This is a genomic window from Pseudaquabacterium rugosum (assembly GCF_038066575.1).
Classification (GTDB): Bacteria; Pseudomonadota; Gammaproteobacteria; order Burkholderiales; family Burkholderiaceae_C; genus Pseudaquabacterium; species Pseudaquabacterium rugosum.
Genome location: NZ_JBBUTF010000008.1, coordinates 216,574 through 242,859, shown reverse-complemented (window position 1 = coordinate 242,859; position 26,286 = coordinate 216,574). Strand labels below are relative to the sequence as shown.

Sequence of the window (26,286 nt, the reverse complement as noted above, 5' to 3'; positions counted from 1 at the left end):
GGCCTCAGACGCGGAACCGTCCGACGACCTCGGACAGGCGCGTGGCCTGCTGCTGCAGGCTGTCGCTGGCGGCCGCGCTCTGCTCGACCAGCGCGGCGTTCTGCTGCGTGCTGCGGTCGATGTCGGCCACCGCGCCGTTGACCTGGTCCAGGCCCTGGCTCTGCTCGCGCGCGGCCACCGAGATCTCGCCGATCAGCGCGTCCACGCGCTGCACCGTCTGCACGATCTCGCCCATGGTGCGGCCGGCATCGCCGACCAGGCGCGAGCCCTCGTCGACCCGCTCGACCGAATCGGCGATCAGGCCCTTGATCTCGCGCGCCGCGGCGGCCGAGCGCTGCGCCAGACTGCGCACCTCGGCGGCCACGACGGCGAAGCCGCGGCCCTGCTCGCCGGCCCGCGCCGCCTCGACCGCGGCATTCAGCGCCAGGATGTTGGTCTGGAAGGCGATGCCGTCGATGACGCCGGTGATCTCGGCGATGCGGCGCGACGCGTCGCTGATGCGCGACATCGTCTGCACCACCGAGGCCACGGTCTGGCCGCCACGGTCGGCGGCGTCGCGGGCCTCGTCGGCGCTGCGGCCGGCCTCACCGGCCGTCTCGGCGCTCTGGCGCACGGTGCCGGCCAGCTCCTCCATCGACGAGGCGGTCTGCTGCAGCTGGCTGGCGGCGCTCTCGGTGCGGTGGCTCAGATCGGTGTTGCCGGCCGCCACCTCCTGGCTGGCGGTCCGGATCGCGTCGCTGGCGCCGCGCACTTCACGCACCAGATCCCGCAGACCCTGCTGCATGCGCCCCATCGCCGTCTGCAACCGGCCCAGCTCGTGGGCCGCGCCGGGCGGCAGCGCCTGCGACAGGTCGCCATCGGCGATGCGCTCGGCCGTGCGCTGCAGCGCATCGAGCGGCTGGCTGATGCTGCGCACCAGCGTCAGCCCCATGCCGACCGCGACCAGCGCGGCCACCACCAGCGTGCCGATGAACTGCCAGCGCGCGGCCGAGAGCTGGGCAGCGACGAGCTCGGCCGAGGCCTCGCTGCGCCGGCGCTCGTAGGCCACCAGCTTGTCGGCCATGGCCATGTACTGGTCCAGCGTGGTCTTGAAGTCCTCGGCCCGCAGCACCGCTTCGGCCGTCTCCAGGCCCTGCTCCATCATCCGGTTGCGCACGCCGAGGTAGCGGTCGCGCATCGCGCCGAGCTCGGCCAGCACCGCCTTGCCCTCGGTGCTCGTCTCCAGCGCGGTGAAGCGCTTCTGGATCACCGAGGTGCGCTCGGTCAGCGCCTTCATCGCATTCGACAGGTGGGCGCCGAGGTTGCTCTCCTGGGCCAGGCCGATGGCCAGCGCCCGGTTACCGTTGACGGCGATGTTCTGCCGCCACTCGGTGGCCAGCGCCAGGCGTTCGGCCTGCTCGCCGACCAGCTCCTGGGTGTCGTGCTCGACGGCGGACAGATTCCTCAGGGTCAGACCCATCACGGCACCCAACAACAGCACCATCAGGCCGAAACCGAAGGCGATGCGCGTGCTGATGCGCCAGGATGACATCCAGGACATGCGGCGGCTCCCTTGCAGATCGTTCAGTGGAAGCCCGGTCATCGGCCGGGATGGCGCGGGATCAAGGGGGCGGCCACGCCGGGCGCGACATCGGTCACGCCAGGCGCGGCCGCCGCCTCAGGCGTCGGCCAGCGCGTCCGTGGCGACCAGCTGCTCGCGCAGTGCCCAGCGGGCCTTCCAGCCCGGGCCCTGCCACAGCGGCTCGGCATCGTTCTCGAAGGCCAGGATCGCGGCCTGTTCGTCGGCCCACAGCCGCATCTCGCAGTCCGGCGGGCCGCCGGCCGCGTCGAACTTGCGTTGCAGATCGGTCGGGTCGTAGGCGAACCAGGCGCGCGGGCTGGCCCCCTCGGGACATTCGAGCACGTAGATCATGGCGCGCTCACTCCGCGCCTTCGGCGAACACCTTCTGCCAGACGGCCTGGCGCAGCCGCTCGGCGACGGCCTGCGGGCTGCCGTCGAAGCGGTCGTGCATGCGGCGCAGCGCGGACTGGGCGGTCGAGGCCTCGGCCATCGTCAGCGGCAGGCGGCCGGCCATGTGCGTGGCCTTGGGCACGGCCTTGAGGATGGCCTGGCGGTTCGGATGCTCGTCGAGCACGACCAGCTCACGCACCTCGGGCACGCCGCCCAGGCAGACCCAGCCCTGGATCACCTCGACCTTGCGGCCGTCCAGCGTTTCCTTGACGAACACGGCTTCGCTCATGAAAGGGCCCCGGTCTGTGGGTGGAGGAAGGTCGACGCAGAGCAGCGCCCGGATCGGCCGGCGCAGCAGGCAGACCGCCCGCCTCAGCGGATGATGTCGTAGGAGTAGTCGGTCTTGCCGGGCACGATGGTGTTGGCGTCCAGCGTCTCGAAGAACTCGTCGAGCAGCATCGTCAGCACGCGCAGCGCGCCGTCATAGCCCCAGGTCGGATAACGGTGGTAGTGATGGCGGTCGAAGATCGGGAAGACCATGCGGATCAGCGGCGTGCCGACGTCGCGCTCCAGGTACTTGCCGTAGGTGTTGCCGATCAGGAAGTCCACCGGCTCGGTGTGCAGCAGGCTGCGCAGGTGCCACAGGTCGCGCTTGGGGTAGACCTTGCAGTCCTGGCCGAAGGGGCTGGCGTCGAACACCTTCTGCACCTTGGCCGCCCAGTCGTCGTTGCCGTTGGTGGCCAGCACGTGGGTCGGCTCGGCACCCAGTTCCAGCAGGAACTGCGCGTAGCCGATCAGCTGGTCGGGGTCACCGTACAGCGCGTACTTCTTGCCGTGCAAGTGGGACTGGCTGTCGGCCATCGCGTCGACCAGCTGGCCGCGCTCCTTCTCCAGCTGCGCGGGCACCGGCTTGCCGGTCAGGCGGGCGAGCGCCATGATGAAGGCGTCGGTGCCGGCCACGCCCACCGGGGCGTTCAGCGCGACGACCTCCTGGCCCTTCTCCTTCAGGTACTTGATCGTCTTCTCGCAGCAGAACTCCTGGAAGACGATGGTGGCCTTGGCGTTCAGCGCACGCTCGACCTCGGCCTTGGTGGTGCCGCCCTCGTACATGCGGAACTCGCCGTCGGTCGGGGTGTTCCAGACCTCGGACGGATCGCACAGCACGGTGTAGGTGGCGCCGAACAGGTCGAAGATGCGGCGGATCTCCTTCATGTTGCCGACGACGAAGCCGTCGAAGCCACCGATGAAGTTGATGCTCTCGTCGGGCACGCGGGTCAGCGCCTGGGTGGTGCCGGCCTTGCCGTCCCAGAAGTGCTTGAGGATGCCCAGCAGCGCGTTGTCGTAGCCGGTGATGTGGCTGCCGACGAAGGCCGGGGTGTGGGCGAACGGCACGTCGAACTCGGCCGGGACCGAGCCCTTCTGCTTGCTGTTCTTGATGAAGGCGTCCAGGTCGTCACCGATGACCTCGGCCATGCAGGTGGTCGAGACGGCGATCATCTCCGGCTTGTACAGGTTGTAGGTGTTGGCCAGGCCGTCGATCATGTTGTTCAGGCCGCCGAACACCGCCGCGTCTTCCGTCATCGACGAGGACACGCAGCTGGTGGGCTCCTTGAAGTGGCGGCTGAAGTGCGAGCGGTAGTAGGCCACGCAGCCCTGCGAGCCGTGGACGAAGCTCATCGTCCTGGCGAAGCCGTTGGCGACGTAGACGGCGCCCAGCGGCTGGCAGGCCTTGGCCGGGTTGACGACCAGGGAATCGCGGGCGAAGTTCTTCTCCTTGTAGTCCCGGGTCTTCGTCCAGTCACGGATCTCGGCGATCCTGTCGTCGGCGTGGTTGAACTCGAACTCGGCCTTCTTCTGGCGGAAGAGCTCCTGGTACTCGGGCTCACGGAACAGCAGCTCGTGGTCGAGGATCTTGTCGGCGTGTTGCGGCATGGTGATTCTCCGGGGCGGGGTGTCGCGGGGTTCAGGCGGCCGTCTTCCAGGGCGCGTTCTTGGCCAGGGACCAGATCGGCGAGCTGATCGCCATGTCCATGTCACGGGCGAAGATGGCGAAGCCGTCGTAGCCGTGGTACGGGCCGCTGTAGTCCCAGCTGTGCATCTGGCGGAAGGGCACGCCCATCTTCTGGAACACGTACTTCTCCTTGATGCCCGAGCCGACCAGGTCGGGCTGCACGGCGTCCACCAGCTTCTCGAACTCGTAGCCGGTCACGTCGTCGTAGATCAGCGTCGCGTCCTTCACGTAATGGGTGGTGCGCTGGTAGTCGTCGTTGTGGCCGAACTCGTAGCCGGTGCCCACCACGTCCATGCCCAGGTCCTCGTAGGCGCCGATCACGTGGCGCGGACGCAGGCCGCCGACGAACAGCATCACCTTCTTGCCCTGCAGACGCGGCCTGTACTTGTCGATGACGGCCTGCATCAGCGGCTTGTAGCGGGCGATCACCTCCTCGGCCTTGGCCTTGATGCTGTCGTCGAAGTGGCTGGCGATCTCGCGCAGGCTCTTCTCGATCATGGTCGGGCCGAAGAAGTTGTACTCGACCCAGGGCACGCCGTACTTCTCCTCCATGTGCCGGCTGATGTAGTTCATCGAGCGGTAGCAGTGCAGGACGTTGAGCTTGGCCTTGGGCGTGTTCTCCAGCTCGGCGAGGGTGCCGTCGCCCGACCATTGCGCGATCACGCGCAGACCCATCTCCTCCAGCAGGATGCGGCTCGACCAGGCATCGCCACCGATGTTGTAGTCGCCGATGATGGCCACGTCATACGGGGTCGAGACGAAGTCCGGGCGCTTGTTCGGGTCGGTCTTGTCGAACACCCAGTCGCGGATCGCGTCGTTGGCGATGTGGTGGCCGAGCGACTGCGACACGCCGCGGAAGCCCTCGCAGCGCACCGGCACGATGGTGTGGCCACCGTACTCCTTGGTCTTCTTCTTCGAGACGGCCTCGATGTCGTCGCCGATCAGGCCGATCGGACACTCGCTCTGGATCGAGATGCCCTTGTTCAGCGGGAACAGCTCCTGGATCTCGTCGATGATCTTGTCGAGCTTCTTGTCGCCACCGAAGACGATGTCCTTCTCCTGGAAGTCGGAGGTGAACTGCATCGTCACGAAGGTGTCGATGCCGGTGGTGCCGATGTAGTAGTTGCGGCGCGCGGCCCAGCTGTACTGGCCGCAGCCCACCGGGCCGTGGGAGATGTGGATCATGTCCTTGATCGGCCCCCACACCACGCCCTTGGAGCCGGCGTAGGCGCAGCCGCGGATGGTCATCACGCCGGGCAGCGACTTGATGTTGGACTTGACGCCGCAGTCGGGCTTGCCCTCCTCGAACTGGCCCAGGTGCTTGGCGCGACGCTTGGCCATCTTCTCGGGATAGGCCTTCAGGACTTCGTCGATCAGGGCCTTGTTGGTGGCCTTGCGCTCTTCAACGGTCATGCTCATGGCGATGCTCTCCGTCAGCAGTGGAATCGTGGCGGCCAGGCCCCTCAGGATGAAGGTCAGGAGGCTCCCGGCCGGTGAGACCGCCCCGATCAGGACGGAGCGGTCTTCGAGCGGATGGACCGGAAGATCAGGCGGCCAGCTCGGCGGCGGTCTTGCCGACCTGCGACTCGTCGATGGACTTCATGATGCCGTGCTCCATCAGCAGGTCTTCCAGCTCGTCCATCGTGATCGGGGTCGGGATGATGCCCTGGCCCTTGTTGGCATGGACCTTCTGCGCCAGCGTGCGGTACTCGGCGGCCTGCTTGCTGTCCGGCGCGTACTCGATGACCGTCATGCGGCGCAGCTCGGCGTGCTGCACGATGTTGTCGCGCGGCACGAAGTGGATCAGCGTGGTGCCCAGCTTCTTGGCCAGCGATTCGGCCAGCTCCAGTTCCTTGTCGGTCTGGCGCTCGTTGCAGACCAGGCCGCCCAGGCGCACACCACCCGAGTTGGCGTACTTCAGGATGCCCTTGGAGATGTTGTTGGCCGCGTACATGGCCATCATCTCGCCCGACATCACGATGTAGATCTCCTGGGCCTTGTTCTCGCGGATGGGCATGGCGAAGCCGCCGCACACCACGTCACCCAGCACGTCATAACTGACGTAATCCACGCCTTCGTAGGCGCCGTTCTCTTCGAGGAAGTTGATCGAGGTGATCACGCCGCGGCCGGCGCAGCCCACGCCCGGCTCCGGGCCGCCCGACTCCACGCAACGGATGTCGCGGAAGCCGACCTTCATCACGTCCTCGATCTCCAGGTCCTCGACCGAACCGGCCTCGGCGGCCAGCGACAGGATGGTGTCCTGGGCCTTGGCGTGCAGGATCAGGCGGGTCGAGTCGGCCTTGGGGTCGCAGCCGACGATCAGGATCTTCTGACCCATCTCGGCCAGGGCGGCGAGCGTGTTCTGGGAGGTGGTGGACTTGCCGATGCCACCCTTGCCGTAGAAGGCGATCTGACGCAGGGACATTTCTTGCTCCAGTAGACAGTAGAGGAAGTGAGCGTTGAAGCGGGGTCGACGAGGCCCGAATGGATCGGGGTCGGTCGTCGCGAATTCCTTGCCGCCTTCGGTGCCTGTATGGGTCTTCTTCGAAGCGCCCTCGGTGTGGCCATGGGGTCCGCGCAACCGGTCCATCGCAACCGGCGTGCCAGCGCCCGGAGACAGCGGCCAAGCACCTGATTTCACGAGGGAAATCGCTGTTTCCAGGCTCATCCAGCGGCCTGGATGGCGGCCGTGGCGAATGTGGGGAACCCGACAAAGGCCGACCGCTTGTCGGATGCCCGCCCGCCGCCATCGCGCACGCGCCGGGCATGTCCTGCGCGGTGTGCGCACGCCCTGCCGTAGCTGGGGCCGGGCGCGCCGCGGGGCCACCGGCGGGCGGCCCGACCGGCCCCATCGCACGGGTGGTACGCCAGTTGCAATGCCCCTCATGAACAGCGCCAGCCGCGGTGCGCCGAGCGGGCGGCGGCCTGCTTCCAGCTCGCGGACCTCATCCGCGACACCGCATCCCCCACCCGCCCCCGCTGACCGTCCCCGGCCAGACCGAACCGGAGCCCGCCGTGACCCTCACCATCGACCAGACCGCCTTCGCCCGCCTCGAATCCGAGGGCCGGCTCCTCAACAGCGTGCTCAAGAGCGCGACGAAGAAGCCGGGGCGCTTCGGCTTCCGCGGCGACATCGCGCTGAAGTTCCAGGTCAAGAAGGCGGACGAGGCCCGCCCGCCGGAGATCTCCAGCGACCAGATCATCATGGTGGCCCATGCCGGCGAGCCGCACATCGCCTTCCTGGCCGGCTTCCTGCTGAGCTTCGAGCACATCCGGCTGCTGGCCGAGGTGCTGGGGGACACGCTGAGCCCGCAGGGCAGGTACTTCCTGTTCGTCGACAACATCGACATCAGCCGGAAGTACCTGCTGGAGTACGCCGGCGCGACCTTCCACATCCTGCCGATCGACGAATCGACCGTCTACAACGAGCTGCTGAGCCTGCTCTACATCGAGAAGAACGAGCTGAAGAAGCTCGACACCGCCGGCAAGACCGACGCGGTGGCCGACAAGGCGCTGACCTTCAGCGCCCCGTTCGAGCCGATCACCTTCGAGGAAGGTGTGCGCACCATGGGCCCGGTGCGCAACATCTACGAGAACCGGCCGGTCTGAGACCCACCGGAGCGACCACCATGCCGCTGTTCGACTACACCTGCACCGCCTGTGGCCAGACGTTCGAGCGGCTCGTGCGCGCGGACACGGTGCCCAGCTGCCCGCACTGCGGCAGCACCGCCCTCGACAAGGGCCTCTCGCGCATCGCGCCGCACGCCAGGCTGCCGGCCTGGCGTCAGGCGATGCGCCGCCAGGCGGCCGCGGAAGGCCTGATGTCGCACGACACGCCGGCCGACAGAGCCCGACTGCTGAAGTGAGGGGCCGGCGGGCGGCGCCCGGGCGCCGCCGGACCGCTCACTCGCGCACGTAGTCCGGCCGCTGGCCGTCGGCCGCGACGATGGCCATGAAGCGCTCGGCCAGCCGCGCCTGCAGCACCACCGGCAGCGGCGCGAAGCCCAGGCGCCGCGGCACCGCGTCGCCGCGCTGCAGGCACCAGTAGAGAAAGCTCAGCGTGGCGCTGGCACGCTGGCGCTGCGCCGGCCGGGCGTCGACCAGCACATGGCTGGCCAGCGTCAGCGGCCAGACGTCCTCACCCGGCAGGTCCAGCAGCGAGGCCGTGTCCTGGCCCTCGCGGTGCATGGCGCTGGCCAGCACCGCCTGGCGCAGGCCGCGCTCGTCGATCGGGCGCCACTGGCCGGCGCGGTTGCGCAGCGTCAGTGCGGTCAGCTCGGGCGCCTCGGGCAGGCGGTCGTGGCTGACGTAGCCGAGCGTGCCGGGCCGCGCACGCAGTGCGTCCAGCAGGCCATCGTTGCCGGCGACCGCCTGGACATCGGCGCCCCAGGCCGGCTGCGGGCCGACGCCCGGACCGGCGGCAAAGGCGGGCCAGGCGGCGGCCAGATAGCGGCTGTAGCTCTCGGTCGTGCCCGAGCGATCGGCGCGCACCACCCGCTGCACCGCGCGCGCCGGCAGCACCAGGCCAGGGTTGAGCGCCTGCACCGCCGCATCATCCCAGCGCCGGATCTCGCCCATCATCAGCCGCGCCAGCGTGGGGCCGTCGATCCGCAGCGCGCGGCCGCCGAGCTCGGGCAGATGGGCCACCGGCGCGATGCCACCGATCAGCATCGGCCACTGCTGCAGGCGGCGGCGCTCCAGCTCGGCGCGGCCCAGCGGCGTGTCGCTGCCCGCGAAGTCGACCTGGCGCGCACTGATGCGCTGCAGGCCGTCGCCCGAGCCGGTCGGCCGGTAGACGACGCCACGGCCGGTGGCCGCCGTGTAGCGCTCGGCCCAGGTCTGCCAGACCCGGGACGGGAAGGTGGCGCCGGCGCCCTCGATCGGCAGCGGCTGGCCGGTGCCGGGTGCGGCAGCCTCGGCCGCGACGCTGCCGGTCAGGCCGCCGAGGCTGGCGCCCAGGCCCAGCACCGGGCCACAGCCGGCGCCCACGGCCACCGCCAGCAGGCCGCGTCGGTGCAGGGGCAGGCCTGGCCAGGCGGCGTCCGAACGGTGAGGCCGACCGGGCGGAACGGACGCGGACGGACAGCAAGGGAGACGGCTCACGACGGACATCCGGGGACAACAGGGCCGCGGATTCTAGGCAGGCGCCCACGGCAGGGCCGTGTCAGGCCCGGCGGCGCCCCCCCCGGGCCGCGGGGCCGGGCAGACACGGCAGATCGCCCGCCCGGGGCGCTCAGGTCCCGAGCGCCCCGTACAGCGCGGCCGGCCCCTGGCCGTCGCGCAGCGCGCGGATCATGCGGCCGGCGATCGACAGCGGCGGCGGCAGCGTGGGCAGCGCGTCCAGCGGGTACCAGCGGGCGTCCTCGATCTCGCCGGGCTGCGGCACGATGGCGCCGCCGCGCCAGCGCGCGGTGTAGGCCACCATCAGGCTGTGCGGGAACGGCCAGTTCTGGCTGCCGAAGTAGACCGGCGGCTCGACCTGCACGCCGACCTCCTCGGCCACCTCGCGGTGCAGGCAGTCCTCCAGCGATTCGCCGGGCTCGACGAAGCCGGCCAGCGCGCTGTACATGCCGGGCGCGAAGTGCGGGCCGCGCGCCAGCAGCAGCTCGCCCGGGCGCCAGACCAGCGCCATCATCGCCGGGCTCAGCCGCGGCCAGGCGCTGTGGCCACAGGCCGGGCAGCGGCGGGCGCGTTCGCCGGCCAGACGCTCGGTCGGCGTGCCGCAGCAGCCGCAGTGGCGGTGGGTGCGGTCCCATTCCAGGATCTGTGCGGCGCGGCCGGCCAGCAGGGCCAGCGGCTCGGGCAGGGCCATCATCGAGGCGCGCAGCGGCCGCGGCTGCCAGCCGTCCAGCGGCGCCTCGGCCGGCAGGGCCAGGGCCCAGCAGTCCTGGCCGCCGAGCCGGCCCAGGTAGTGGGCGGCCAGACCGGGCGGCCGCTCGGCGGGGGATCCGGCCAGGCCGGCGGATGCGGCAGGCTCGGCCACCGCGGCCTGCGCGTGCTGCCACAGCGCGTGGCCGGCGGCCAGCGGCTGCAGCGCCTCGGCCCAGGCCGGCGGCGCGTCAGCCTCGGGCGGCGGCGCCTCCGCCTGCAGCGGCCACAGCAGCTGCGCGCCGCGGAAGGCGAAGATCCAGGCGGCGGACGACGGTGCGTCCGGGCCGACGATGGCGGGCTCGAAATCCAGGTTCATCACGCAGGGCCGGCCGACCGGCCTGGAGGCAAAGCTGCATTAAAGCCCCGGGTGATCGCCGGAAAAGCCGAGGGGGCGCACACAAGACCTGGGGTTTACCCTAGTATTCGTTCCAGCGCGGTCCGACCGGTCCTGCGCAGCCCCTCTGGCCGTCGTCCGGCCACCACCCAGCAGGAGTCCGAGATGAGCACCTTGACCAGCGGCACCTACCCCCGCCACACCCCGATCTTCAGCGCCCGCGGCGCCGCCCGCCCGCGTGCACCGCACTGGCTGAGCCTGCTCTGGCAGGGCCTGCACCGCCTGGGCCAGGCCCGCGCCCGCGGCCATCTGCTGCAGCTCGCGCGCCAGCACGAGGCACTCAACCCGACGCTGGCCGCGCATCTGCGCGCCGCGGCCGAGGACACGCTCCAGGGCTGAGCGCCGGCCGCACCGCGCGTCACGACGGGCGCTCAGCCCGACAGCGCGCCCAGCAGCTCGACGGTCACCGGCTCGGTGCCCAGCGAGCGGATCTGGCAGGCCAGGCGCGACTTGCTGCCCACGCCCACCAGGCTGTCGAGCTTGGCGTTCTCGGCCGGGGTCAGCTTGCTGACGCCCTTGCGGCCGGCGGTGACGAAGACATGGCAGGCGCCGCACCTGGCCTGGCCGCCGCACTGGCTGACCAGCGCCTCACCGGCATCGAGGATGGCTTGCAGCAGCGACTGGCCTTCGGGGAAGTCGAGGGTCTTGCCCGAAGGCATCAGGGTCAGGGTGCTCATGGCGGTCTCCGGCGGGGTCGAACGGGGGGAGAAAGACGGGGGCGACGGCCGGCCACTCAGGCCGGCACGGCCGCCCCGTCGACGAGCTGCGCGGCCACCTCGGCCAGCGGCAGCGCGATGCGGGTGATGCCCTGCTCCTCGAAGAAGCGGGCCTCCATGCGGCTGGGCTCCTCGGCCAGCACGGCGAAATGAGGGCCCGCGCTGCGCTTCATGATCTGGCGCGCGAAGGCCCGCGTCAGCTGGTCGTTGAAGCGGCAGCCGAGGAAGACGAAGCCGAGGCTGGCGCGGCGCTGCTGCACCGGCTCGGGAATCGGCGTCTGGATGTCGATCTCGGTCAGCACCTCGACGAAGTCGGTGTCCGAGACCAGGAAGTTGGCCGCCGGCGCATGGCCGCCCCAGGGCTTGTAGAGCACGGTGGCGGCGTCCGGCGGATCGGGGATGGCGCTGCCGTCGGCCGCGTACCAGCCGGTCCAGGTGCCGAAATGCTCGCTCTGGCTCAGGCCCTGCACCTCGGCCCAGTCGTCGCGGCCGGCCAGCGCGGTGCGCAGCGTGTCGTCGTACCAGACATCGACGATCAGCGGCGCGGGCAGGCCGGCGATCCAGCGGTGCAATGCGCTCGGCTCGGCCGGCTGCGCGTAGGCCGCCGTCATCGCCGCCACCAGCGTCTTGCGGTGCTTGAAGTTCTCGATGTACTGGGCGGCGGCGGTCAACCGATTCCGGATCTTGCCGGGCACCGAGGACCGGGCCGTCAGCACGCCGACGAGCGACAGCGGATCGGCCGGCGGCGCGGGCGTCGCGCACAGGCCCAGCAGGCCCGGCCCCAGGTAGGGCGCCAGGACGCCGGACTGCAGGCCGGCGGCGACCTCCTCGGGCAGGGTGGTGACGGTGGTGTGGCTCATGGCGGGGCTCCGGATCGGGGGGCGGCAGCGGCTGCGGGTGGGCGTCAGGTCGGACGCGGGCGGCTCGGCTGTCGTGGTGTTCAGGATAGGCAAACGCTCAAGGTCAGGTGACTCGGTCGGAGATGGCGATCTGTGCTTGCAGCGGCGCGAGAAGGCCCGCGACAGCCTGTGCGGCGGGCCTCGCGTGCTCAGTAGATGGCCGCCCCCGCGCCCACGTTGAGCGACGAGTCCTTCATCACCTGGACGATGAAGCGCACGTGGTCGGCCGTCAGGTGGCCGTGGAAGGGCAGCGAGATCGCGCGGTCGGAGATGCGCTCGGTCAGCGGGAACTGCTGGCGCTGGTAGCCCATCTTCTGGTAGTGGAACTGCTGGTGCAGCGGCTGGCAGTACAGCACCGCCTCGACCCTCTCCTCGGCCATGTCCTCGATGATCTGGGCGCAGGCGCTCTGCGTGAAGCGCTTGCCCAGATGCACGGTGTAGAGCATCCAGTTGACCTGCTCGACGCCGTCGGCCACGTAGGGCGGCTTGATGCCCTCGAAGGTCTGCATCTGCGCCAGATACCACTGCTCGACCTGGCGGCGGCGCGCCAGGATCTCGTCGATGCGCGCGAGCTGGCCGGCGGCCAGCGCGGCCGTGGGCTCGCTCATCATCGCCTGCATCGGCACGCGCGAGCCGACCGAGACGCTGCGGCGGTCGCCGATCGAGCGCGCGCGCAGGTAGCGCAGCTCGGTGGCCAGCGTGGCGTCGTCGGTGACGACGATGCCGCCCTCGCCGCAGCACAGGGCCGAGGGCTGCGAGAAGTCGAACACGGCCGCGTCGCCGAAGCGGCCGACCTCGCGGCCGCGGTAGACCGAGCCGATGGCCTCGGTGGAGTCCTCGATCAGCGTCAGATGGTGCTCGTCGGCCAGCGCGCGCAGCGCGTCCCAGTCGGCCGGATGGCCGTTGACGTTGCCGCCGATCAGCGCCCGCGTGCGCGGCGTGACGTGGAACTGCGCGTGGGCCGGATCCAGGCAGCCGGTCCAGTAGTTGATGTCGGCCAGCTTCAGCGTGGCGCCGGCCAGCGTCACCGCGTGCTGCACCTGATGCCAGCTGTAAGGCGTGGCGATCACCTCGTCGCCGGGCCCGATGCCCAGCGCCCGCAGCAGCACCAGCATGCCGGCCGTGCCACTGCTGACGGCCACGCCATGGGCGCGGCCCAGGCGCGCGGCCCAGCGCTGCTCGAAGGCCTGGACCATCGGTCCGGCCGTCAGGCGCGGCGCCTGGAGCGCGGTCTGCACCAGCGCCAGCTCGACGCCGCTGATGTCGGGGTCCGACAGCAGCAGCCCGTCGTCGGGCAGGTCGTGGTCCTCGGCCTCGGCCGCGGGATCGGCCAGCGTGGCGGAATCGGGGAAGGCGTTCATGGCGTGGCGACAGGTGGAGGACGGTGGCGGAGGCGGCGCTGTCTGGCGGCGGATGCGCCGCTCAGCCCCGTGTGCTGATGAACAGGCCGGCGGCCTGGGTCGGGTCCTGCGTGACCTGCCAGCAGTGGCCGTCACTGGCACCCAGGTACAGCGCGCAGCGCTCACCGGCGGCGGCCGGCGGCTCCGCACGCATGTCGAAGGCGTCGACGACGACCACGCACAGCGGTGCATAACGCTCACGCAGCGCGGCTGCCGCCTCGCGCACGGTGCCGGCGACCTCGGCCGTGGCCAGGGCTTCGGCGAGTTGTTCGGTGTTCATCGCATCGATCTCCGGTGGGGTCGGCGGGCGGGTGGGCGGGCGGGTGGGGGGACGGACGGCGGCGGGCAGCCCGTGCGGGTTCATTCGGCCTCGGCCAGCTTCCGGGCCTCGACGGTGATCGGCAGCGTCGTGCCCTCGGCCATCTCGGGCAGGCTCAGCGTCCAGCCGTTGGCCAGCGTGACGGTGCCGCCCCACAGCTGCGCCTTCTCCTGGGACACCACCGGCTCCTCCAGGTCCTTCTTCGGCACGTAGACGGACAGGACGCCGGCGGCATTGCGGCGCAGCATGACTTTCATGGGAAGGCTCTCCTGGGTGGATCCGGAACGCGGGGGGCGGGATGGCGGACGGCTCTGCGCGGTGGGTGGCGACGACGGTGATGGCGGTGATGGCAAGAGAGAGCGGGCGTGGACCCGGGCTCAGGCTCGGGTCACCCCTCAGGCCGCCATCGCCTCGGGCGCCAGCAGCGGCACGACCACGCGCTGCACGGCGGCCAGCGTGTGGGCGATGTCGGCGGCCGTGGTCTCACGGCCGAGCGAGAAGCGCACGCCGGCCCTGGCGGCCTCGGCGTCCTCGCCCATGGCCAGCAGCACGTGCGAAGGCTGGGTGCCGGCCGCGGTGCAGGCCGCCCCCGACGAGGCGACGACACCGGCCCGCGCCAGCCGGCCCAGCACCTGCTCGCTGTCGAGGCGGCCGAAACGCACGCACACCGTGTTGGGCAGGCGCGCGGCCTGCTGGCCGAACAGCTTGACGCCGGGCACGGCCAGCAGGCCGGCTTCGAGCTGCTGGCGCAGCGCGGTCATGCGCATCAGATCGTCGGCCAGGGTGGCGGCCGTGCGGTCGCAGGCCGCGGCGAAGCCGGCGATGCCGGGGATGTTCTCGGTGCCGCCGCGGCGGTGGCGTTCCTGGCGGCCGGCCAGCAGACCGGGCAGCGCCAGGCCCTTGCGCACGAGCAGCGCGCCCACGCCCTTGGGGCCGTGCAGCTTGTGGGCCGACACGCCCATCAGGTCGGCCCCGCTGGCGGCGAAGTCCAGCACGGCCTTCCCCGCCAGTTGCGTGGCATCGACGTGCAGCCGGGCCCCGGCCGCATGGGCCATGGCCGAGACCTCGGCCACCGGCATCAGCACCCCGGTCTCGTTGTTGGCCCCCATCAGGCTGACGAGCGCCACGTCGGGGCCGATCAGGCGGCCGGCCGCGGGCAGGTCCAGCCGGCCCTGGGCGTCGACCGGGATCAGGTCGACCGGCGTGCCGCGCTCGCGCAGGCGCTCGGCCAGGGCCAGCAGGCCCGGATGCTCGACCGCGCTGAGCACCCAGCGCCGGCGTGCGACATCACGCTCGGCGGCCAGCGCCAGCGCGCCCAGCACGGCGGTGGTGTTGGCCTCGGTGGCCCCGCTGGTGAAGACCAGCTCGGCGCCGCTGCAGCCCAGCAGCCGGGCCACGCGGGTGCGCGCATCGGCCAGCAGGCGCCGCGCTCCCTGACCCGGCTCATGGGTGGACGAGGGGTTGGCCCAGGCCCGCTCGAGCGCGTCGACCATCTCGGTGACGACCTCGGGCGCCGGACGGGTGGTGGCGTTGTGGTCGAGGTAGATCATGGCGCAGGACTCCGGTGAAGCTGATGCGGTGCGGATCGCGACGGCTCGATGCGGGCCGTGCTCATGGCCAGTAGTCGCGGCCGCGGTCCTCGCAGACCAGGGCCAGCGCGTCGGCCAGCGGCAGGCCCTGGGCGCGCAGCGTCCAGCAGCGCTGGCCGTGGTCGCGGGCGTGCAGGTTCCAGCGGCCGTCGGCCACCGGCTCGAACCAGGCGATGTCGATCTCGCCCCCCTCAGGATCGACGTTGCGCGAGCAGTTGAGGCTGACGATCTTCCAGCCGCCACCGGCGCGCGCGTCGACCGCCACCACGCGCGGCCGCACGTAGCGGTAGCGGGCACGCCCGGGCAGCGCGTGCGCGATGCGGGCCTGGTCGAAGCTGAGGATGCGGGCGGACGGGCTCACGGGGCGGCGGCGGCGCTGCGGGCTGGCGCGGGGGGCGACGGGGCCGCCCGCCGCGCCGGCCGGACCTGGCGTGGCGACCGTCATGAGACGGCCACGCCCGGGTCGGCCGGCGCGGCGGCCGACGACAGGGCGGCGGCCGGGGCGTCATCCGGCCGCTCGGGCTGCTGCGGTGGTTCCGGCGGCAGCTCCGGCGGCAGCCCGTCGGCGGCCCGCACGATCTCCTCCTCCAGGCAGCCCAGCACGCAGACGCCGAAATCGACCATGTACAGCGGGATGTTGGCCTCGGTGTGGTGGCCGACCTGCACGATCTCGCCCGGCCCGCCGCGCACGACGAGCAGCTGGTCCTCGGGCACGTCGGGCAACGAGCCGTCGTTGTAGAGGTCGACGGTGGCCAGCACGTCCTGGCCCCACGGGTACCTGGCCTCGCGGCGATCGATCATCATCGGGTGACTCCTTTGATCCGGCATTGGGTGATCGGGCAGACGGCGTGTGCGGTGCGGCGGCCTCAGCGCGCGTTGATCAGCTGCCGCACGCCATCGCCGTGGTGGCTGCTCAGCTGCTCGATCACCTCGGGCGGCAGCTTGTCCAGCGTGCACAGCTCCTTGGCCCGCATGCCGACCTGGTGGCCCGAGTCGACGAACTCGACCGCGTAGATGTAGAACTGCTGCAGGAAGGTGCCGATCGAGCGCACGTAGCCGATGTCGCCCTTGTGGACCAGCACCTCGCCGATGTCCTTGCCGTTGTAGGTGCCGTCGTTGCGCACCACGCTGCGGCAGATCACGCGCTCGCCCATCGAGAAGCGGGGCGGAAAGGCGATCTCGAGCGCGTCGTCGTCACGGTTGATGTCGGTCATCGCGGGACTCCTGGACGTTCAACTTCAACGGTGGGTGTCGGTGGGGATGTGCAGGACGGTGCCGCGCTCGGCCAGCGTCGCGTGGCGCGCGTCGGCGGCCTCGCGCACCACGGCCTCGGGGTCCTCGCGCAGGCGCTGCAGCACCGGACCGATCGCACGGCAGGCAGCGGTGTGGCGCACCACCAGGTCCGGGTCGCCGGCCAGCGCGTCGAGCAGCGGCGCGGGCAGGCGCTCGGCGACGATGCGGCGCACCTCAGGCCGGCCGTCATCGGCCATGCGCCAGAGCGCGGGCATCGGGAGGCGGCCGGCGACGACCTTGCGCACCTGCGCGTCGACGTCGTGCATCAGCAGCGGCAGCAGCGCCTCGGGCAGGCGGCGCGCGACGGCCTGGCGCACCTCGTGATCGGCGTCATGCAGCATCGTCGGCAGCTCGCCCAGGTCCAGCCGCTGGGCGACGCGGATGCGCACCTCGCGGTGCGGATCGTCGCGCAGGCGGCCCAGCAGGCGCTGCGGCAGGCGCAGCGCGACCTGCAGCCGCACCGTCTCGTCCTCGTCGTCGATCAGCGCCGGCAGGCGGAACAGGTCCGTGTGGCGCGCGGCGATCGCCCGCACCTCGAAATAAGGGTCCTGCAGATGGCCGGCGGCCAGCTCGGGGTGGCGGCGGAAGAAGCGGTCGATGCGCCGCGCGTAGGCGTCGCGCACGCAGGCATGGCCGGGCTCGCAGCCGCCGTCCTGCGCGCGCAGCGCCAGATGGGCGCAGCCGCCGCAGTCCAGCGGCCGGCCCTGCCAGTCCTGCTGCGGGATGTCGGCTCCGTTGGGCGGCTCGGGCGGCTCGGGCCGCGCGGATCGGTCGACCCGTTCCACGCTCGACACGGCGGCGTGGCCGGCCGACGCGAGCGCGACGGCACCCGCCAGCGCACCGGCCGTGGCGCCCTCCCCGGCCACCGACAGGGTCACCCCCACGGTGTGACGCGGATCGGGGCGGGCGGTACGGCTCATCTCGGCTCCCGGGCTGAACTGGGCTGCGATCGGCGGAAGTCAGGCCTTGACCACGCGGCGGATCGAGTCCAGCGTGACGCTGGCCTCGGCCGGCGGCGGCGTCACCGCATCACCGGAGCTGGAGCAGCCGCACGGCGCGGCGGCCGGATTGAAGAAGGTCAGACCGCTCTTGGTCGGCGTGTCGGCGAAGTCGATGGTCACGCCTTCGAGCATCAGGCGGCTTTCGGCCGGCAGGAACACGCGCACGCCGTTGACGGCGATCTCGGCGTCGTTGGCCTGCGGTGCGGCCTCGACCGTGAACTCGCTGTTGTAGCCCGAGCAGCCCCCGGCGCTGACCGTCAGCCGGAAGCCGCCTTCGGGATGTTCGGAGAAGCGCACCATGCGACGGATGAACTTCTCGGCGGCGGGGGTGACGGTGATCTGGGGTTGCAGCATGGTGTTGTCTCTGACGGGATATGAGGGCGGCGCTCAGCAGGCTTGACCCCGCGGACGCCGCGGAACCGGCTTTGCCGGGCCGCTGGCGTCGCCCCCTTGAGGGGGAGCGGCCTCGGCCGCTTCGGGGGTGGGCTCGCTCACGCCGGCTTGATGCAGCCGTCGACCGGGCAGACGGCCACGCACTGCGGCGAATCGAACTGACCTTCGCACTCGGTGCACTTGGACGGATCGATCTTGAAGGTGCCGCCCTTCTCGCTGATGGCGACGTTCGGGCACTCGGGCTCGCAGGCGGAGCAGCCGGTGCACATGGAGGCGATGATCTTGAGGGCCATGGGGTTCTCCTGGGGCAGATGGCTTCGGGGAGTTCAGCGTCGGTTTGCCGACGTTCGCGACAACGGGCGGGCCGTCACCGATCACTCTGCAAGCTTCGTGCGCGCCTGCCGCGCGACGCACGCGTCCAACCCGCGACAGCCGCGGCCCGCCAAGACCCCTGATGACAGGCGTCAGGCAAGGTGGGCGTGCGGGCGTGCGGGCGTGCGGATGGACGAACGTCAGGCCGCCGCCTCGGCCGCACCGGTGTAGGCGCCCTGGCGGATGCGCGCGTCACCGCGCGGCTGGTGCACGAGCACGCCATCGGCGATGCGCTTGCGGTAGTCGGCGAACCAGCTCAGCGCGGCCTTCTCGATGTACTCGTGGGCGTACTGGTCGACCGGCTCGATGCCCGCGGCCTTGAGCTCGTCCTTCGGGCAGGCGCCGATCTTGGCCACCAGCACCGCATGGCAGTCGTTGATGGCGCTGACGATGGACGGCAGCTGCTCGTCCTCGCCGTAGCCGCCCTGGCAGTAGAGGTCGACGCGGCGGTGGCCGACGAACGTGGCGCTGAGCACGCGGGCCGGCGCCGGGCCGCTCCCAAGGCGGCCCGCGGCCCCCTCGGGGGGCAGGCGCACGGCGCCTGGGGGCTCCACGTACCCGACCTCGAAGATCTGGAACTCGGTGGCGTGGCCGAAGTGCTGGTTGACCTTGCCATGGCCTTCGGTGGCCACGGCGACCAGCACCTTCATGTCCGGATCGACGCCGTCGTCGGCCTCGTTGGCCGCCAAGGCCGAACGTTTGGCATCGACCTGGGCCTGGCGCTCGACCTCGACCTTGTCCTGGTAGGCCTTGCGGCGGTCCAGGTCGTAGACGACCGCCATCTCCTCGATCTTGTCGAGGGTGAACTCCTCGGAGCGGTCCTCGCCCAGCAGGCCCACCGCATCGGCGCGGCATTGCCGGCAATGCCGCATCAGGTTCGCGCCACCGGCACAGGCGTCCTGCACGGCCTTGAGCTCCTGCGCGCTCGGGCCGCGCTGGCCGTTGAGGCCGAACCAGGTGCCATGCTCGGGCTCGGAGATGAGCGGCATGATGTTGTGCAGGAAGGCGCCGCGCTTCTTGACCTCGCGGTTCACCTCGATCAGGTGCTCGTCGTTGATGCCGGGGATCAGCACCGAGTTGATCTTGGTGAGCACGCCGCGTGCGGTCAGCATCTCCAGGCCCTTCATCTGCTGCTCGTGCAGGATGCGGGCGGCCTCGACGCCGGTCACGCGCCGGTGGTTCCAGAAGATCCACGGGTAGATCCTGGCGCCGATCTCCGGATCGACCATGTTGATGGTGATCGTGACGTGGTCGATGTTGTACTTGCAGATCTCGTCGACCTGGGCCGGCAGCGCCAGGCCGTTGGTCGACAGGCACAGCTTGATGTCGGGCGCCTGCTCGTGGAGCATGCGCATGGTGTCGAAGGTCTTCTTCGGATTGGCCAGCGAATCGCCGGGGCCGGCGATGCCCAGCACCGTCATCTGCGGGATCTCGCTGGCCACCGCCAGCACCTTCTTGACGGCCTGATCGGGCGTCAGCTTCTGGCTGACCACGCCGGGGCGGCTCTCGTTGCTGCAGTCGTACTTGCGATTGCAGTAGTTGCACTGGATGTTGCAGGCCGGGGCCACGGCCACGTGCATCCGCGCATAGTGGTGGTGGGCCTCCTCCGAGTAGCAGGGATGGTTCTTGACCTTCTCCCAGATCTCGGGCGGCATGTCGTCGGCACCGCCGGACGAGCCGCAACTGGCCTTGCCCTCGCCACCGGTGGTGCCGCAGCCGCCGCCGGTCTCGGGGGTCTCGATGACTTCGCTGAGTGCCTGGTGACCCTTGCGCAGGTCACCGATGGATACGAACGCCGTGGTACTGGACATGGGAGGACCTCGTGTCGCGGGTGGAAGGAGTGGGCGTGTGTGACCCCTTCATTGCGAGACCCATGCCAGCGGCGTTCAGCCGTGCAAGCTGTTGAATATCAAGGACTTTGCGCCAGATCAACGCCCACCCGGCGCTGTGCGGATGGCGACAAAGACGACAGCGGCCGCACGCGGTTTCCCGTGGCGGCCGCTGCGGCGGTGTCGTGGGGCCGACGTGCGGGCGGCGCGCGCCGGTGAGCGGGCGCGCCGCCTCAGGCGCTGCCGGCCGCCTGCTCGATGGCCAGCGCCGCGCCCGACAGCGCGGCCAGCGTGTCGACGATCAGCGGCGTCGGGATGGCCTGCAGATAGGCCTCGAAACGGCCCTTGGCCTCGAAGCGCTGGCGGAAGGCCGAGGCGAAGAAGCGCTCGGCGAAGCGCGGCACGATGCCGCCGCCGATGTAGACGCCGCCGCGTGCGCCCAGCGTCAGCGCCGCGTTGCCGGCCACGCCACCCAGCAGCGCGCAGAACTGGTCGATCGTGCGGCCGCACAGCGCATCGCTGCCGTCCAGGCCGCGGGTGACGATGGCCGCGGTGTCGAGCCCGGCATCGACCGTCTGGCCCAGCACCTCGCCCAGGCCGCGGTAGAGCAGCGGCAGGCCGATGCCCGACAGCAGGCGCTCGGCCGAGACGTGCGGATGCTCGCGCCGCACGACCTTCAGCAGCGCGGCCTCCAGATCGTCGGCCGCCGCCAGCGTGACGTGACCGCCCTCGCCCGGCAGCGCGACCCAGCCGGCGCGGGTGGCCACCACCGCGCCCACGCCCAGGCCGGTGCCCGGGCCGACGACGGCCAGCGTGCCCTGCGGCGCGGGGGGCGGTCCGGCCTCGCAGCGCAGCTGCTCGCCGCGCAGCACCGGCAGCGACAGCGCCAGCGCCTCGAAGTCGTTGAGCACCAGCAGGCCGTCGAGCCCCAGCTGCTGCTGCAGGCCACGGCGCGAGAAGGCCCAGGCGCTGTTGGTGAAGGCCACGCGGTCCTCGCCGACGGCGGTGGCCACCGCCAGCGCCGCCCAGCGCGGGGTGGCCAGCGGCGCACCGGTGGCCTCGGCGACCTGGCGCAGATAGGCCTGGGCGGCCTCGCCCGGGCCGGCATGGTCGGCCGCGGCCAGCTTCAGGATGTGGGCCGGCGCGGCGCCCGGTGCCTCCTGGAGCGCGAAGCGGGCATTGGTGCCGCCGATGTCGGCCAGCAGGCGGGGATAGGTCGTCATCTGGGGGTCTGGCGTGCGTGGATCCATCGGCCGGCAGCCGGGACGCCGCCGGCCGGCCGGGCGGATCGGTTACAGCACCGACCGCCCACGATGTAATCGGGATACATATTCTGCCGCAGCCGTCCGCATGGCCCGGGGCCGCGCACCCCCTCCTCGAACGAGGGGGGCGGCAAAAGCCCCGATTGCGCCGGATCGCGGCCGCATGTGACAGGATTGACGCGGATCATCCGGCAGCATGCTGGAGGCCTGCAAACCGGTACCGCGCCCCGGGCGACGGTCACCCCCTCCGGCCCGGCAGCGGGCCAGCCCTCGCGGCCATGCGGCCTGGCGCGACGGTCCTGTTCGCCGCGTGACCTTCCTCCTGCCCGCGGCGATGTCCCGAACCTGCTCCGATCCTGCGCGTCCCACGGTCCTGCCCGCGGCCCGGCGCCCATCCCGGGCCCGGCCGGCCAGCGCCAGCCCGGCGGTGCTGCTGTGCGCGGTGGCGCTGATCGTGGCGCCAGCGCTGGCGACCGGATCGGCATCGCCGGCCACCACCGCCACCACCGCCGAACCCACCACGCCCGCTCCCGTCGAAACCATCGCCGACGTGCTGCGCCGCTCGCAGCACCAGCGCCTGGACGCGCTGCCACCGGCCGACGCGAACAGCCCGGCCGCCGCCCGCGTGATGGCCAGCTTCGAGCGCCTGATCCGCGTCACGCCGCCGCGCCCCGGCCAGTGCCAGCCGACGCTGCGCCTGGTCGGCGGCCGTCTGTTCGCCGAGGCGATGCTGGGCGACTGCGCGATGGCGGTCAGCACCGCGGTCGGCGATCTGCCCGAGGGCGAGCGCCTGCTGCTGCTCGGCCACGAGCTCGGCCATCTGCGGCTCGACCACTGGACGGCGCTGCGCAGCCTCTACGAACACCACATCCCGGGCACCGTCGAGCCGGCGCGCACCGACGCGGTGGCCGGCACGCTCGGCCGCGACGCCCATGCGCTGTCGCACCGCCACGAGTTCGAGGCCGATGCCTACGGCTACCAGATCGCGATGCGCCTGGGCTACGGCCTGGACACCGCCTTCGGCCTGCTGACGCGCCAGGGCGTGCAGACCGATGGCGCGACCCACCCCGGCACCCGGCGGCGGCTGGCCCAGATGCGCAGCCTGGACGCCCAGCGGGCCCGCCAGCTGGCGGGCGACGCGCCCGACACGGTCGAGACCGACGTCGCGGCCCGCCCGCAGCCGCAGGCGGTGCCCTGAAAACGCCGACGGCCCCCGAAGGGGCCGTCGATGCGGACCGGCCGCGCACCGGCCCGTCGAGGGGCCGGTGCGCGATCAGGCCTTACTTGGCGGAGGAGACCAGGTCGGCGCGACGGTTCTCGGCCCAGGCGGCCTCGTCGTGGCCGGTGGCGCGCGGCTTGTCCTTGCCCCAGCTGACGGCTTCCAGGCGGCCGGCGGCCACGCCCTGGCTGGTCAGCGCGCGCACGACGGCGTCAGCGCGCTTCTGGCCCAGGGCCAGGTTGTACTCACGGCCGCCGCGCTCGTCGGCATTGCCTTCGACGCGCAGCTTGGCGTCGGCGTTCTTCAGCATCCACGCGCCGTAGCCGTCCAGCACCTGGACGAATTCGGACTTGACGACGAACTGGTCGAAGTCGAAGTGGACGGCGTTGGCGGTCGGCTTGGCGACGGCTTGCGCCGCGGCGGCGCGGCTGGCCGACAGATCGCTGGCCGAGCCGGCACCGGCGCCAGCGCCCGCGGCGGCGGCCGGAGCGCTCAGCGAGGAGGCACCCTTGGCGCCGGCAGCCGGGTTCAGCGACGAGGCGCTGGCGGCCGGGGTGGGAGCGGGCGGGGTGCTGCAGGCGGCGAGCAGGGCGGCCACGGCCAGGACCGAGCAGGACTTCAGATTCAACACAGGCAGGATCTCCATGAGGTTCAGGACGGGGTGATGCCGGAAAAGGCACGGCAGCCACCCCGGATGGACAGGTCGCCGATGCACCGCAACGGTGAGGCGGGCCGTGATTGTGACCTGCCGGGCGACGAATGTCCGGCCCGATGTGAGCGGCTTTCGTCCGCGAAGTTCCGGACGATGGCCGCCGGATGGCGGCCGTCCACGGCAGAAGAGCCGTTCAGCCGTCCGTTCAGCCCCCGACCGGCAGCCAGTGCAGGCCGGCACGCAGCAGCCACAACCAGGCGGTGATGGTGATGAAGGACAGCGTGGTGGCGGTCAGCAGCGCGGCCGCGCACAGCCGGTCGAGGTCGAAGCGCATCGCCAGCACCGGATAGATGCTGAGCATGGGCGCGCTGGCATAGAGCACGGCCGCCACCCGCAGCCCCGGGTCCATGCCCGGCAGCAGCGCCATGCCGCCGAGCACGGCCAGCGGATGCAGCAGCAGCTTGCCGCCGGCGATCAGCGCCAGGTCGGCGCGCATGGCCGCCGGCTTGAGCCCGACCAGCGAGCCGCCGATGACGAACAGCGCCAGCGGGCTGGAGGCGGTGGCCAGCAGGCCGATCGTGCGCGTCAGCACCTCGGGCAGCGGGATCTCGAGCGCCGAGACCAGCAGCCCGGCAGCCATGGCCTGGATGATCGGGCTGCGCGGCAGGCCGCTGAGCACGCGCAGGAAGCCGGTGAACGAGCGCGTGCCGGCGTCGCCGCGCTCGGCCAGCGCGAGCGCCAGCGGCACCATCAGCAGGTTCTCCACCAGCATCGCCAGCGCGAGGCCCACGGCCGCCGTCGGCCCCAGCACCTGGACCACGATCGGGTAGGCCAGGAAGCCGCTGTTGGACGAGGACATGCCGAGCCCGGTCAGCGCCGCGTGCTGCAGGCTGCGCCCGCGCAGCCGCTGCCACCACAGGCCGAGCGCGCCGACGGCCAGCGAGGCCGGGCCGTAGACCAGCAGGAAGCGGGCGTCGAAGACCTCGGCCAGCGGCCGGCGCGTCAGCGCGTGGAACAGCAGCGCCGGCAGACCGATCTGCACCACGAAGCGCCCCAGCACCCGCGTGTCGGCGGCCTGGAACAGGCCGAAGCGCACGGCGCTGAAGCCGGCGGCGATGATCAGGTAGACCGGCGCGCTGATCAGCAGGATCTGCAGCATCGGCGCGGCCTCAGGCGGTGGCGGCCGGGATCAGGCCGCGGCCTGCACGGCCGCGACGGCCGCGCGCAGGCCCAGCAGATAGCTGTCGACGCCGAAGCCGGCGATCTGGCCGCGGGCGATCTCGGCGATCACCGAGTGGTGGCGGAAGGCCTCGCGCGCATGGATGTTGGACATGTGCACCTCGATGATCGGGCACTTGAGGATGGCCAGCGCATCGCGGATGCCGTAGCTGTAATGGGTCCAGGCGCCGGCGTTGATCAGCACGGCGTCGGTGCCCTCGCGGTGGGCGGCGTGGATGCGCTCGACGAAGGCGCCCTCGAAGTTGCTCTGGAAGCACTCGACCTCGGCACCCAGCTCGCGGCCGAGGGCCACCACCTGCGCGTCGATCTCGGCCAGCGTGGTCGTGCCGTACTGCTTCGGATCGCGCTGGCCGAACATGTTGAGGTTGATGCCGTTGAGCACGAGGACGTTCATCGTTGTCTTCCGGAGGGTGTGGATCGGGTCGGGGGCCGGCGGCCTCACGGCGCACACGCGCGGTGGCGAGCGGGTTTCCCCCAGGGGGCGCCAGCATACGCGCAGCACCGCCCCGCCACCGCGCCGGCCCGCGGCCGCGCCTGCACAGCGCGGCTGCAGGCGCGCCCGATGCGACCGGCGGGCGGCGCAGCACCCAGGCACCCAAGCACCCAGCCGCCGTCGATGGCGCGGAGCGCGCCGCGGGCGGCCGTCGGCTGATGCCGCGCCCGCGGCCTCAGCCGGCCAGGCCAGCCTCGCGCCGCACCGCCGCCACGTCCACGCCCAGGCGGGCGGCGGCCTGCTCGATCTCGCCCCAGGTGGTGGCGTCGACCGCCAGCCCCTCGGCCAGACGCTGGGCGCGGCGCGCCAGCTCGGGCTCGCCGGCCACCTGCACCGGCTCGAAGCCCGGGCGCGCCGGGGCCGACTTGACCCAGTCGACGAAGGCGCCGACCTCGGCATCGAAGGCGCTGCCGCCGCCGAGCGCCTGCGGATCGACCAGCACGCTGAACATGCCGTTGAGCACGCGGCGCTTGTCCAGGTTCTCGGGCTGGTCGCGCAGCGTCATGCCCGAGGCCAGCGCGCCGCCCAGCAGCTCGCACATCAGCGCCAGGCCGTAGCCCTTGTGCGCGCCCAGCTCACCGCCGAAGGGCAGCAGCGCGCCGAAGGGCGGCACCACCGTCCAGCGCGGATCGGTGCTGTCGTGGCCCTGCGGGTCGATCACGCAGCCGGGCTCGATGGCCACGCCCTGGTTGTGCGCGACCCGCGTCTTGCCCTGGGCGATCACGCTGGTGGCGAAGTCCAGCACCAGCGGCGGCGCATCGGGCCGCGGCACGCCGACGCAGAAGGGATTGGTGCCGTAGCGCGCCTGGGCGCCGCCGTGCGGCGCGACGATGGGCCGCGCCATCACGTTGACGAAATGCACCGAGACCAGGCCGGCGGCCGCCGCCTGCTCGGCCCAGGCGCCGATGCGCCCGAGGTGGTGGCTGTGGCCGATGGCCAGCAGGCAGCTGCCGTGGCGGCGCGCGCGCTCGACGGCCAGATCGATCGCCTCGCGCCCGATCACCTGGCCGAAGCCGCAACCGCCGTCGACGCGCAACAGCGTGCCGCTGTCCAGATCGACGCGGGCGTGCGCGTTGACCTGCAGGCTGCCCTCCAGGAAGGCCTCGGCATAGCGCGGCAGCATGCCGATGCCGTGGCTGTCGTGGCCGCGCAGATTGGCCTCGACCAGGTTGTCGACCACCGCGTCGACCTCGTCCGGCGTGCTGCCGAAGCCGCGCACGACGACGCGCATCGCCGCGCACAGGCGGTCATGGGGGATCCGGTGGACGGTGACGGCGGATGCGGCAGGGGCGGTCATGGGGGACGACGGGCTCCGGTGAGGCGATGGCGGGACGGGCGCCGACCGCCGGCCCGGGCCCCGGACCCAGGCCCGACGGGGCGCGG

General features: G+C 71.8%; 30 protein-coding genes. 4 read left to right on the top strand and 26 right to left on the bottom strand.

Translation table 11 applies throughout. The annotated features are described in order from the left end of the window. Window positions 1-4 precede the first annotated feature (4 nt). From AACH11_RS11135 to nifH, 6 genes are all read right to left on the bottom strand, one after another. Window positions 5-1,540 (bottom strand): methyl-accepting chemotaxis protein, encoded by a 1,536-nt coding sequence (locus AACH11_RS11135; RefSeq protein WP_341374296.1) that lies wholly within the window; start codon window positions 1,538-1,540, stop codon window positions 5-7. 117 nt (window positions 1,541-1,657) lie between these two features. After that, a complete protein-coding gene (locus tag AACH11_RS11130) occupies window positions 1,658-1,912 on the bottom strand; it encodes a hypothetical protein (protein WP_341374295.1) in 255 nt (84 codons plus the stop codon). Window positions 1,913-1,919: 7 nt separating this feature from the next. Beyond that, window positions 1,920-2,240 carry a hypothetical protein gene (locus tag AACH11_RS11125; RefSeq protein ID WP_341374294.1) on the bottom strand — a complete coding sequence of 107 codons (321 nt, stop codon included), beginning with the start codon at window positions 2,238-2,240 and terminating at the stop codon, window positions 1,920-1,922. Between the two features lie 83 nt (window positions 2,241-2,323). Further along, the gene (gene nifK / locus AACH11_RS11120) at window positions 2,324-3,883 is read right to left on the bottom strand and encodes a nitrogenase molybdenum-iron protein subunit beta (protein ID WP_341374293.1); all 1,560 of its coding nucleotides are present in this window, start codon (window positions 3,881-3,883) and stop codon (window positions 2,324-2,326) included. A 31-nt stretch (window positions 3,884-3,914) separates the two neighbouring features. Next, window positions 3,915-5,381 carry a nitrogenase molybdenum-iron protein alpha chain gene (nifD, locus tag AACH11_RS11115; protein WP_341374292.1) on the bottom strand — a complete coding sequence of 489 codons (1,467 nt, stop codon included), beginning with the start codon at window positions 5,379-5,381 and terminating at the stop codon, window positions 3,915-3,917. A gap of 127 nt (window positions 5,382-5,508) precedes the next feature. Continuing rightward, window positions 5,509-6,387, bottom strand: a complete 879-nt coding sequence (nifH, locus tag AACH11_RS11110) for a nitrogenase iron protein (RefSeq protein ID WP_341374291.1) — start codon at window positions 6,385-6,387, stop codon at window positions 5,509-5,511. A 590-nt stretch (window positions 6,388-6,977) separates the two neighbouring features. On the opposite strand from nifH, the gene AACH11_RS11105 reads away from it, so the two are divergent. Together AACH11_RS11105 and AACH11_RS11100 are read left to right on the top strand one after the other, a co-directional pair. Then, entirely contained in the window at window positions 6,978-7,571 is a 594-nt protein-coding gene (locus AACH11_RS11105; protein ID WP_341374290.1) for a hypothetical protein, read from the top strand. Between the two features lie 20 nt (window positions 7,572-7,591). Beyond that, window positions 7,592-7,828 carry an FmdB family zinc ribbon protein gene (locus AACH11_RS11100; protein WP_341374289.1) on the top strand — a complete coding sequence of 79 codons (237 nt, stop codon included), beginning with the start codon at window positions 7,592-7,594 and terminating at the stop codon, window positions 7,826-7,828. A gap of 37 nt (window positions 7,829-7,865) precedes the next feature. Here the strand turns inward: AACH11_RS11100 and pstS are convergent, their stop codons facing one another. Both pstS and nudC read right to left on the bottom strand, forming a co-directional pair. Further along, window positions 7,866-8,957, bottom strand: a complete 1,092-nt coding sequence (pstS, locus tag AACH11_RS11095) for a phosphate ABC transporter substrate-binding protein PstS (protein WP_341374288.1) — start codon at window positions 8,955-8,957, stop codon at window positions 7,866-7,868. A gap of 238 nt (window positions 8,958-9,195) precedes the next feature. Further along, window positions 9,196-10,149, bottom strand: a complete 954-nt coding sequence (gene nudC, locus AACH11_RS11090; protein ID WP_341374287.1) for an NAD(+) diphosphatase — start codon at window positions 10,147-10,149, stop codon at window positions 9,196-9,198. Between the two features lie 183 nt (window positions 10,150-10,332). Between nudC and AACH11_RS11085 the strand changes: the two genes are divergently transcribed. Beyond that, window positions 10,333-10,566 (top strand): hypothetical protein, encoded by a 234-nt coding sequence (locus AACH11_RS11085; protein WP_341374286.1) that lies wholly within the window; start codon window positions 10,333-10,335, stop codon window positions 10,564-10,566. A 32-nt stretch (window positions 10,567-10,598) separates the two neighbouring features. Here AACH11_RS11085 and AACH11_RS11080 read toward each other — a convergent pair whose 3' ends face one another. The 14 genes from AACH11_RS11080 to glk form a co-directional block, all read right to left on the bottom strand. Beyond that, window positions 10,599-10,904: a 2Fe-2S iron-sulfur cluster-binding protein gene (locus tag AACH11_RS11080; protein WP_341374285.1), complete on the bottom strand. Its 306-nt coding sequence runs from the start codon at window positions 10,902-10,904 to the stop codon at window positions 10,599-10,601. Window positions 10,905-10,960: 56 nt separating this feature from the next. Continuing rightward, entirely contained in the window at window positions 10,961-11,803 is an 843-nt protein-coding gene (locus AACH11_RS11075; protein ID WP_341374284.1) for an SIR2 family NAD-dependent protein deacylase, read from the bottom strand. A 188-nt stretch (window positions 11,804-11,991) separates the two neighbouring features. Beyond that, a complete protein-coding gene (locus AACH11_RS11070; RefSeq protein ID WP_341374332.1) occupies window positions 11,992-13,140 on the bottom strand; it encodes a DegT/DnrJ/EryC1/StrS family aminotransferase in 1,149 nt (382 codons plus the stop codon). 124 nt (window positions 13,141-13,264) lie between these two features. Then, window positions 13,265-13,522: a hypothetical protein gene (locus AACH11_RS11065; RefSeq protein WP_341374283.1), complete on the bottom strand. Its 258-nt coding sequence runs from the start codon at window positions 13,520-13,522 to the stop codon at window positions 13,265-13,267. Window positions 13,523-13,602: 80 nt separating this feature from the next. Then, entirely contained in the window at window positions 13,603-13,818 is a 216-nt protein-coding gene (nifT, locus tag AACH11_RS11060) for a putative nitrogen fixation protein NifT (RefSeq protein ID WP_341374282.1), read from the bottom strand. Between the two features lie 138 nt (window positions 13,819-13,956). After that, a complete protein-coding gene (locus tag AACH11_RS11055; RefSeq protein ID WP_341374281.1) occupies window positions 13,957-15,111 on the bottom strand; it encodes a cysteine desulfurase family protein in 1,155 nt (384 codons plus the stop codon). 61 nt (window positions 15,112-15,172) lie between these two features. Then, on the bottom strand, window positions 15,173-15,511 hold the full coding sequence (locus AACH11_RS11050) for a DUF3024 domain-containing protein (RefSeq protein WP_341374280.1): 339 nt from the start codon (window positions 15,509-15,511) through the stop codon (window positions 15,173-15,175). Window positions 15,512-15,591: 80 nt separating this feature from the next. Further along, window positions 15,592-15,954 (bottom strand): nitrogen fixation protein NifZ, encoded by a 363-nt coding sequence (locus tag AACH11_RS11045; RefSeq protein ID WP_341374279.1) that lies wholly within the window; start codon window positions 15,952-15,954, stop codon window positions 15,592-15,594. A gap of 62 nt (window positions 15,955-16,016) precedes the next feature. Further along, a complete protein-coding gene (locus AACH11_RS11040; protein WP_341374278.1) occupies window positions 16,017-16,364 on the bottom strand; it encodes a nitrogen fixation protein NifZ in 348 nt (115 codons plus the stop codon). Between the two features lie 24 nt (window positions 16,365-16,388). Continuing rightward, the gene (locus tag AACH11_RS11035; protein WP_341374277.1) at window positions 16,389-17,363 is read right to left on the bottom strand and encodes a 4Fe4S-binding leucine-rich repeat protein; all 975 of its coding nucleotides are present in this window, start codon (window positions 17,361-17,363) and stop codon (window positions 16,389-16,391) included. Between the two features lie 39 nt (window positions 17,364-17,402). Further along, complete coding sequence (locus AACH11_RS11030; protein WP_341374276.1) at window positions 17,403-17,798, bottom strand: HesB/IscA family protein; 396 nt, start codon at window positions 17,796-17,798, stop codon at window positions 17,403-17,405. 137 nt (window positions 17,799-17,935) lie between these two features. Continuing rightward, the gene (locus AACH11_RS11025; protein WP_341374275.1) at window positions 17,936-18,130 is read right to left on the bottom strand and encodes a 4Fe-4S binding protein; all 195 of its coding nucleotides are present in this window, start codon (window positions 18,128-18,130) and stop codon (window positions 17,936-17,938) included. A 219-nt stretch (window positions 18,131-18,349) separates the two neighbouring features. After that, window positions 18,350-20,020 (bottom strand): nitrogenase cofactor biosynthesis protein NifB, encoded by a 1,671-nt coding sequence (nifB, locus tag AACH11_RS11020; RefSeq protein ID WP_341374274.1) that lies wholly within the window; start codon window positions 20,018-20,020, stop codon window positions 18,350-18,352. A gap of 251 nt (window positions 20,021-20,271) precedes the next feature. Next, window positions 20,272-21,261, bottom strand: coding sequence for a glucokinase (gene glk / locus AACH11_RS11015; protein WP_341374273.1), 990 nt, complete (start codon window positions 21,259-21,261; stop codon window positions 20,272-20,274). A 373-nt stretch (window positions 21,262-21,634) separates the two neighbouring features. On the opposite strand from glk, the gene AACH11_RS11010 reads away from it, so the two are divergent. Beyond that, on the top strand, window positions 21,635-22,498 hold the full coding sequence (locus AACH11_RS11010) for a M48 family metalloprotease (protein ID WP_341374272.1): 864 nt from the start codon (window positions 21,635-21,637) through the stop codon (window positions 22,496-22,498). A gap of 82 nt (window positions 22,499-22,580) precedes the next feature. Here the strand turns inward: AACH11_RS11010 and pal are convergent, their stop codons facing one another. The 4 genes from pal to AACH11_RS10990 all read right to left on the bottom strand — a co-directional run bounded on the left by pal (window position 22,581) and on the right by AACH11_RS10990 (window position 26,200). Beyond that, window positions 22,581-23,165: a peptidoglycan-associated lipoprotein Pal gene (gene pal, locus AACH11_RS11005; protein ID WP_341374271.1), complete on the bottom strand. Its 585-nt coding sequence runs from the start codon at window positions 23,163-23,165 to the stop codon at window positions 22,581-22,583. A 211-nt stretch (window positions 23,166-23,376) separates the two neighbouring features. Then, the gene (locus AACH11_RS11000) at window positions 23,377-24,330 is read right to left on the bottom strand and encodes an AEC family transporter (RefSeq protein WP_341374270.1); all 954 of its coding nucleotides are present in this window, start codon (window positions 24,328-24,330) and stop codon (window positions 23,377-23,379) included. A 30-nt stretch (window positions 24,331-24,360) separates the two neighbouring features. Next, a complete protein-coding gene (gene aroQ / locus AACH11_RS10995; protein WP_341374269.1) occupies window positions 24,361-24,804 on the bottom strand; it encodes a type II 3-dehydroquinate dehydratase in 444 nt (147 codons plus the stop codon). A gap of 274 nt (window positions 24,805-25,078) precedes the next feature. Then, window positions 25,079-26,200, bottom strand: a complete 1,122-nt coding sequence (locus AACH11_RS10990; protein ID WP_341374268.1) for a malate/lactate/ureidoglycolate dehydrogenase — start codon at window positions 26,198-26,200, stop codon at window positions 25,079-25,081. Window positions 26,201-26,286: the final 86 nt, after the last annotated feature.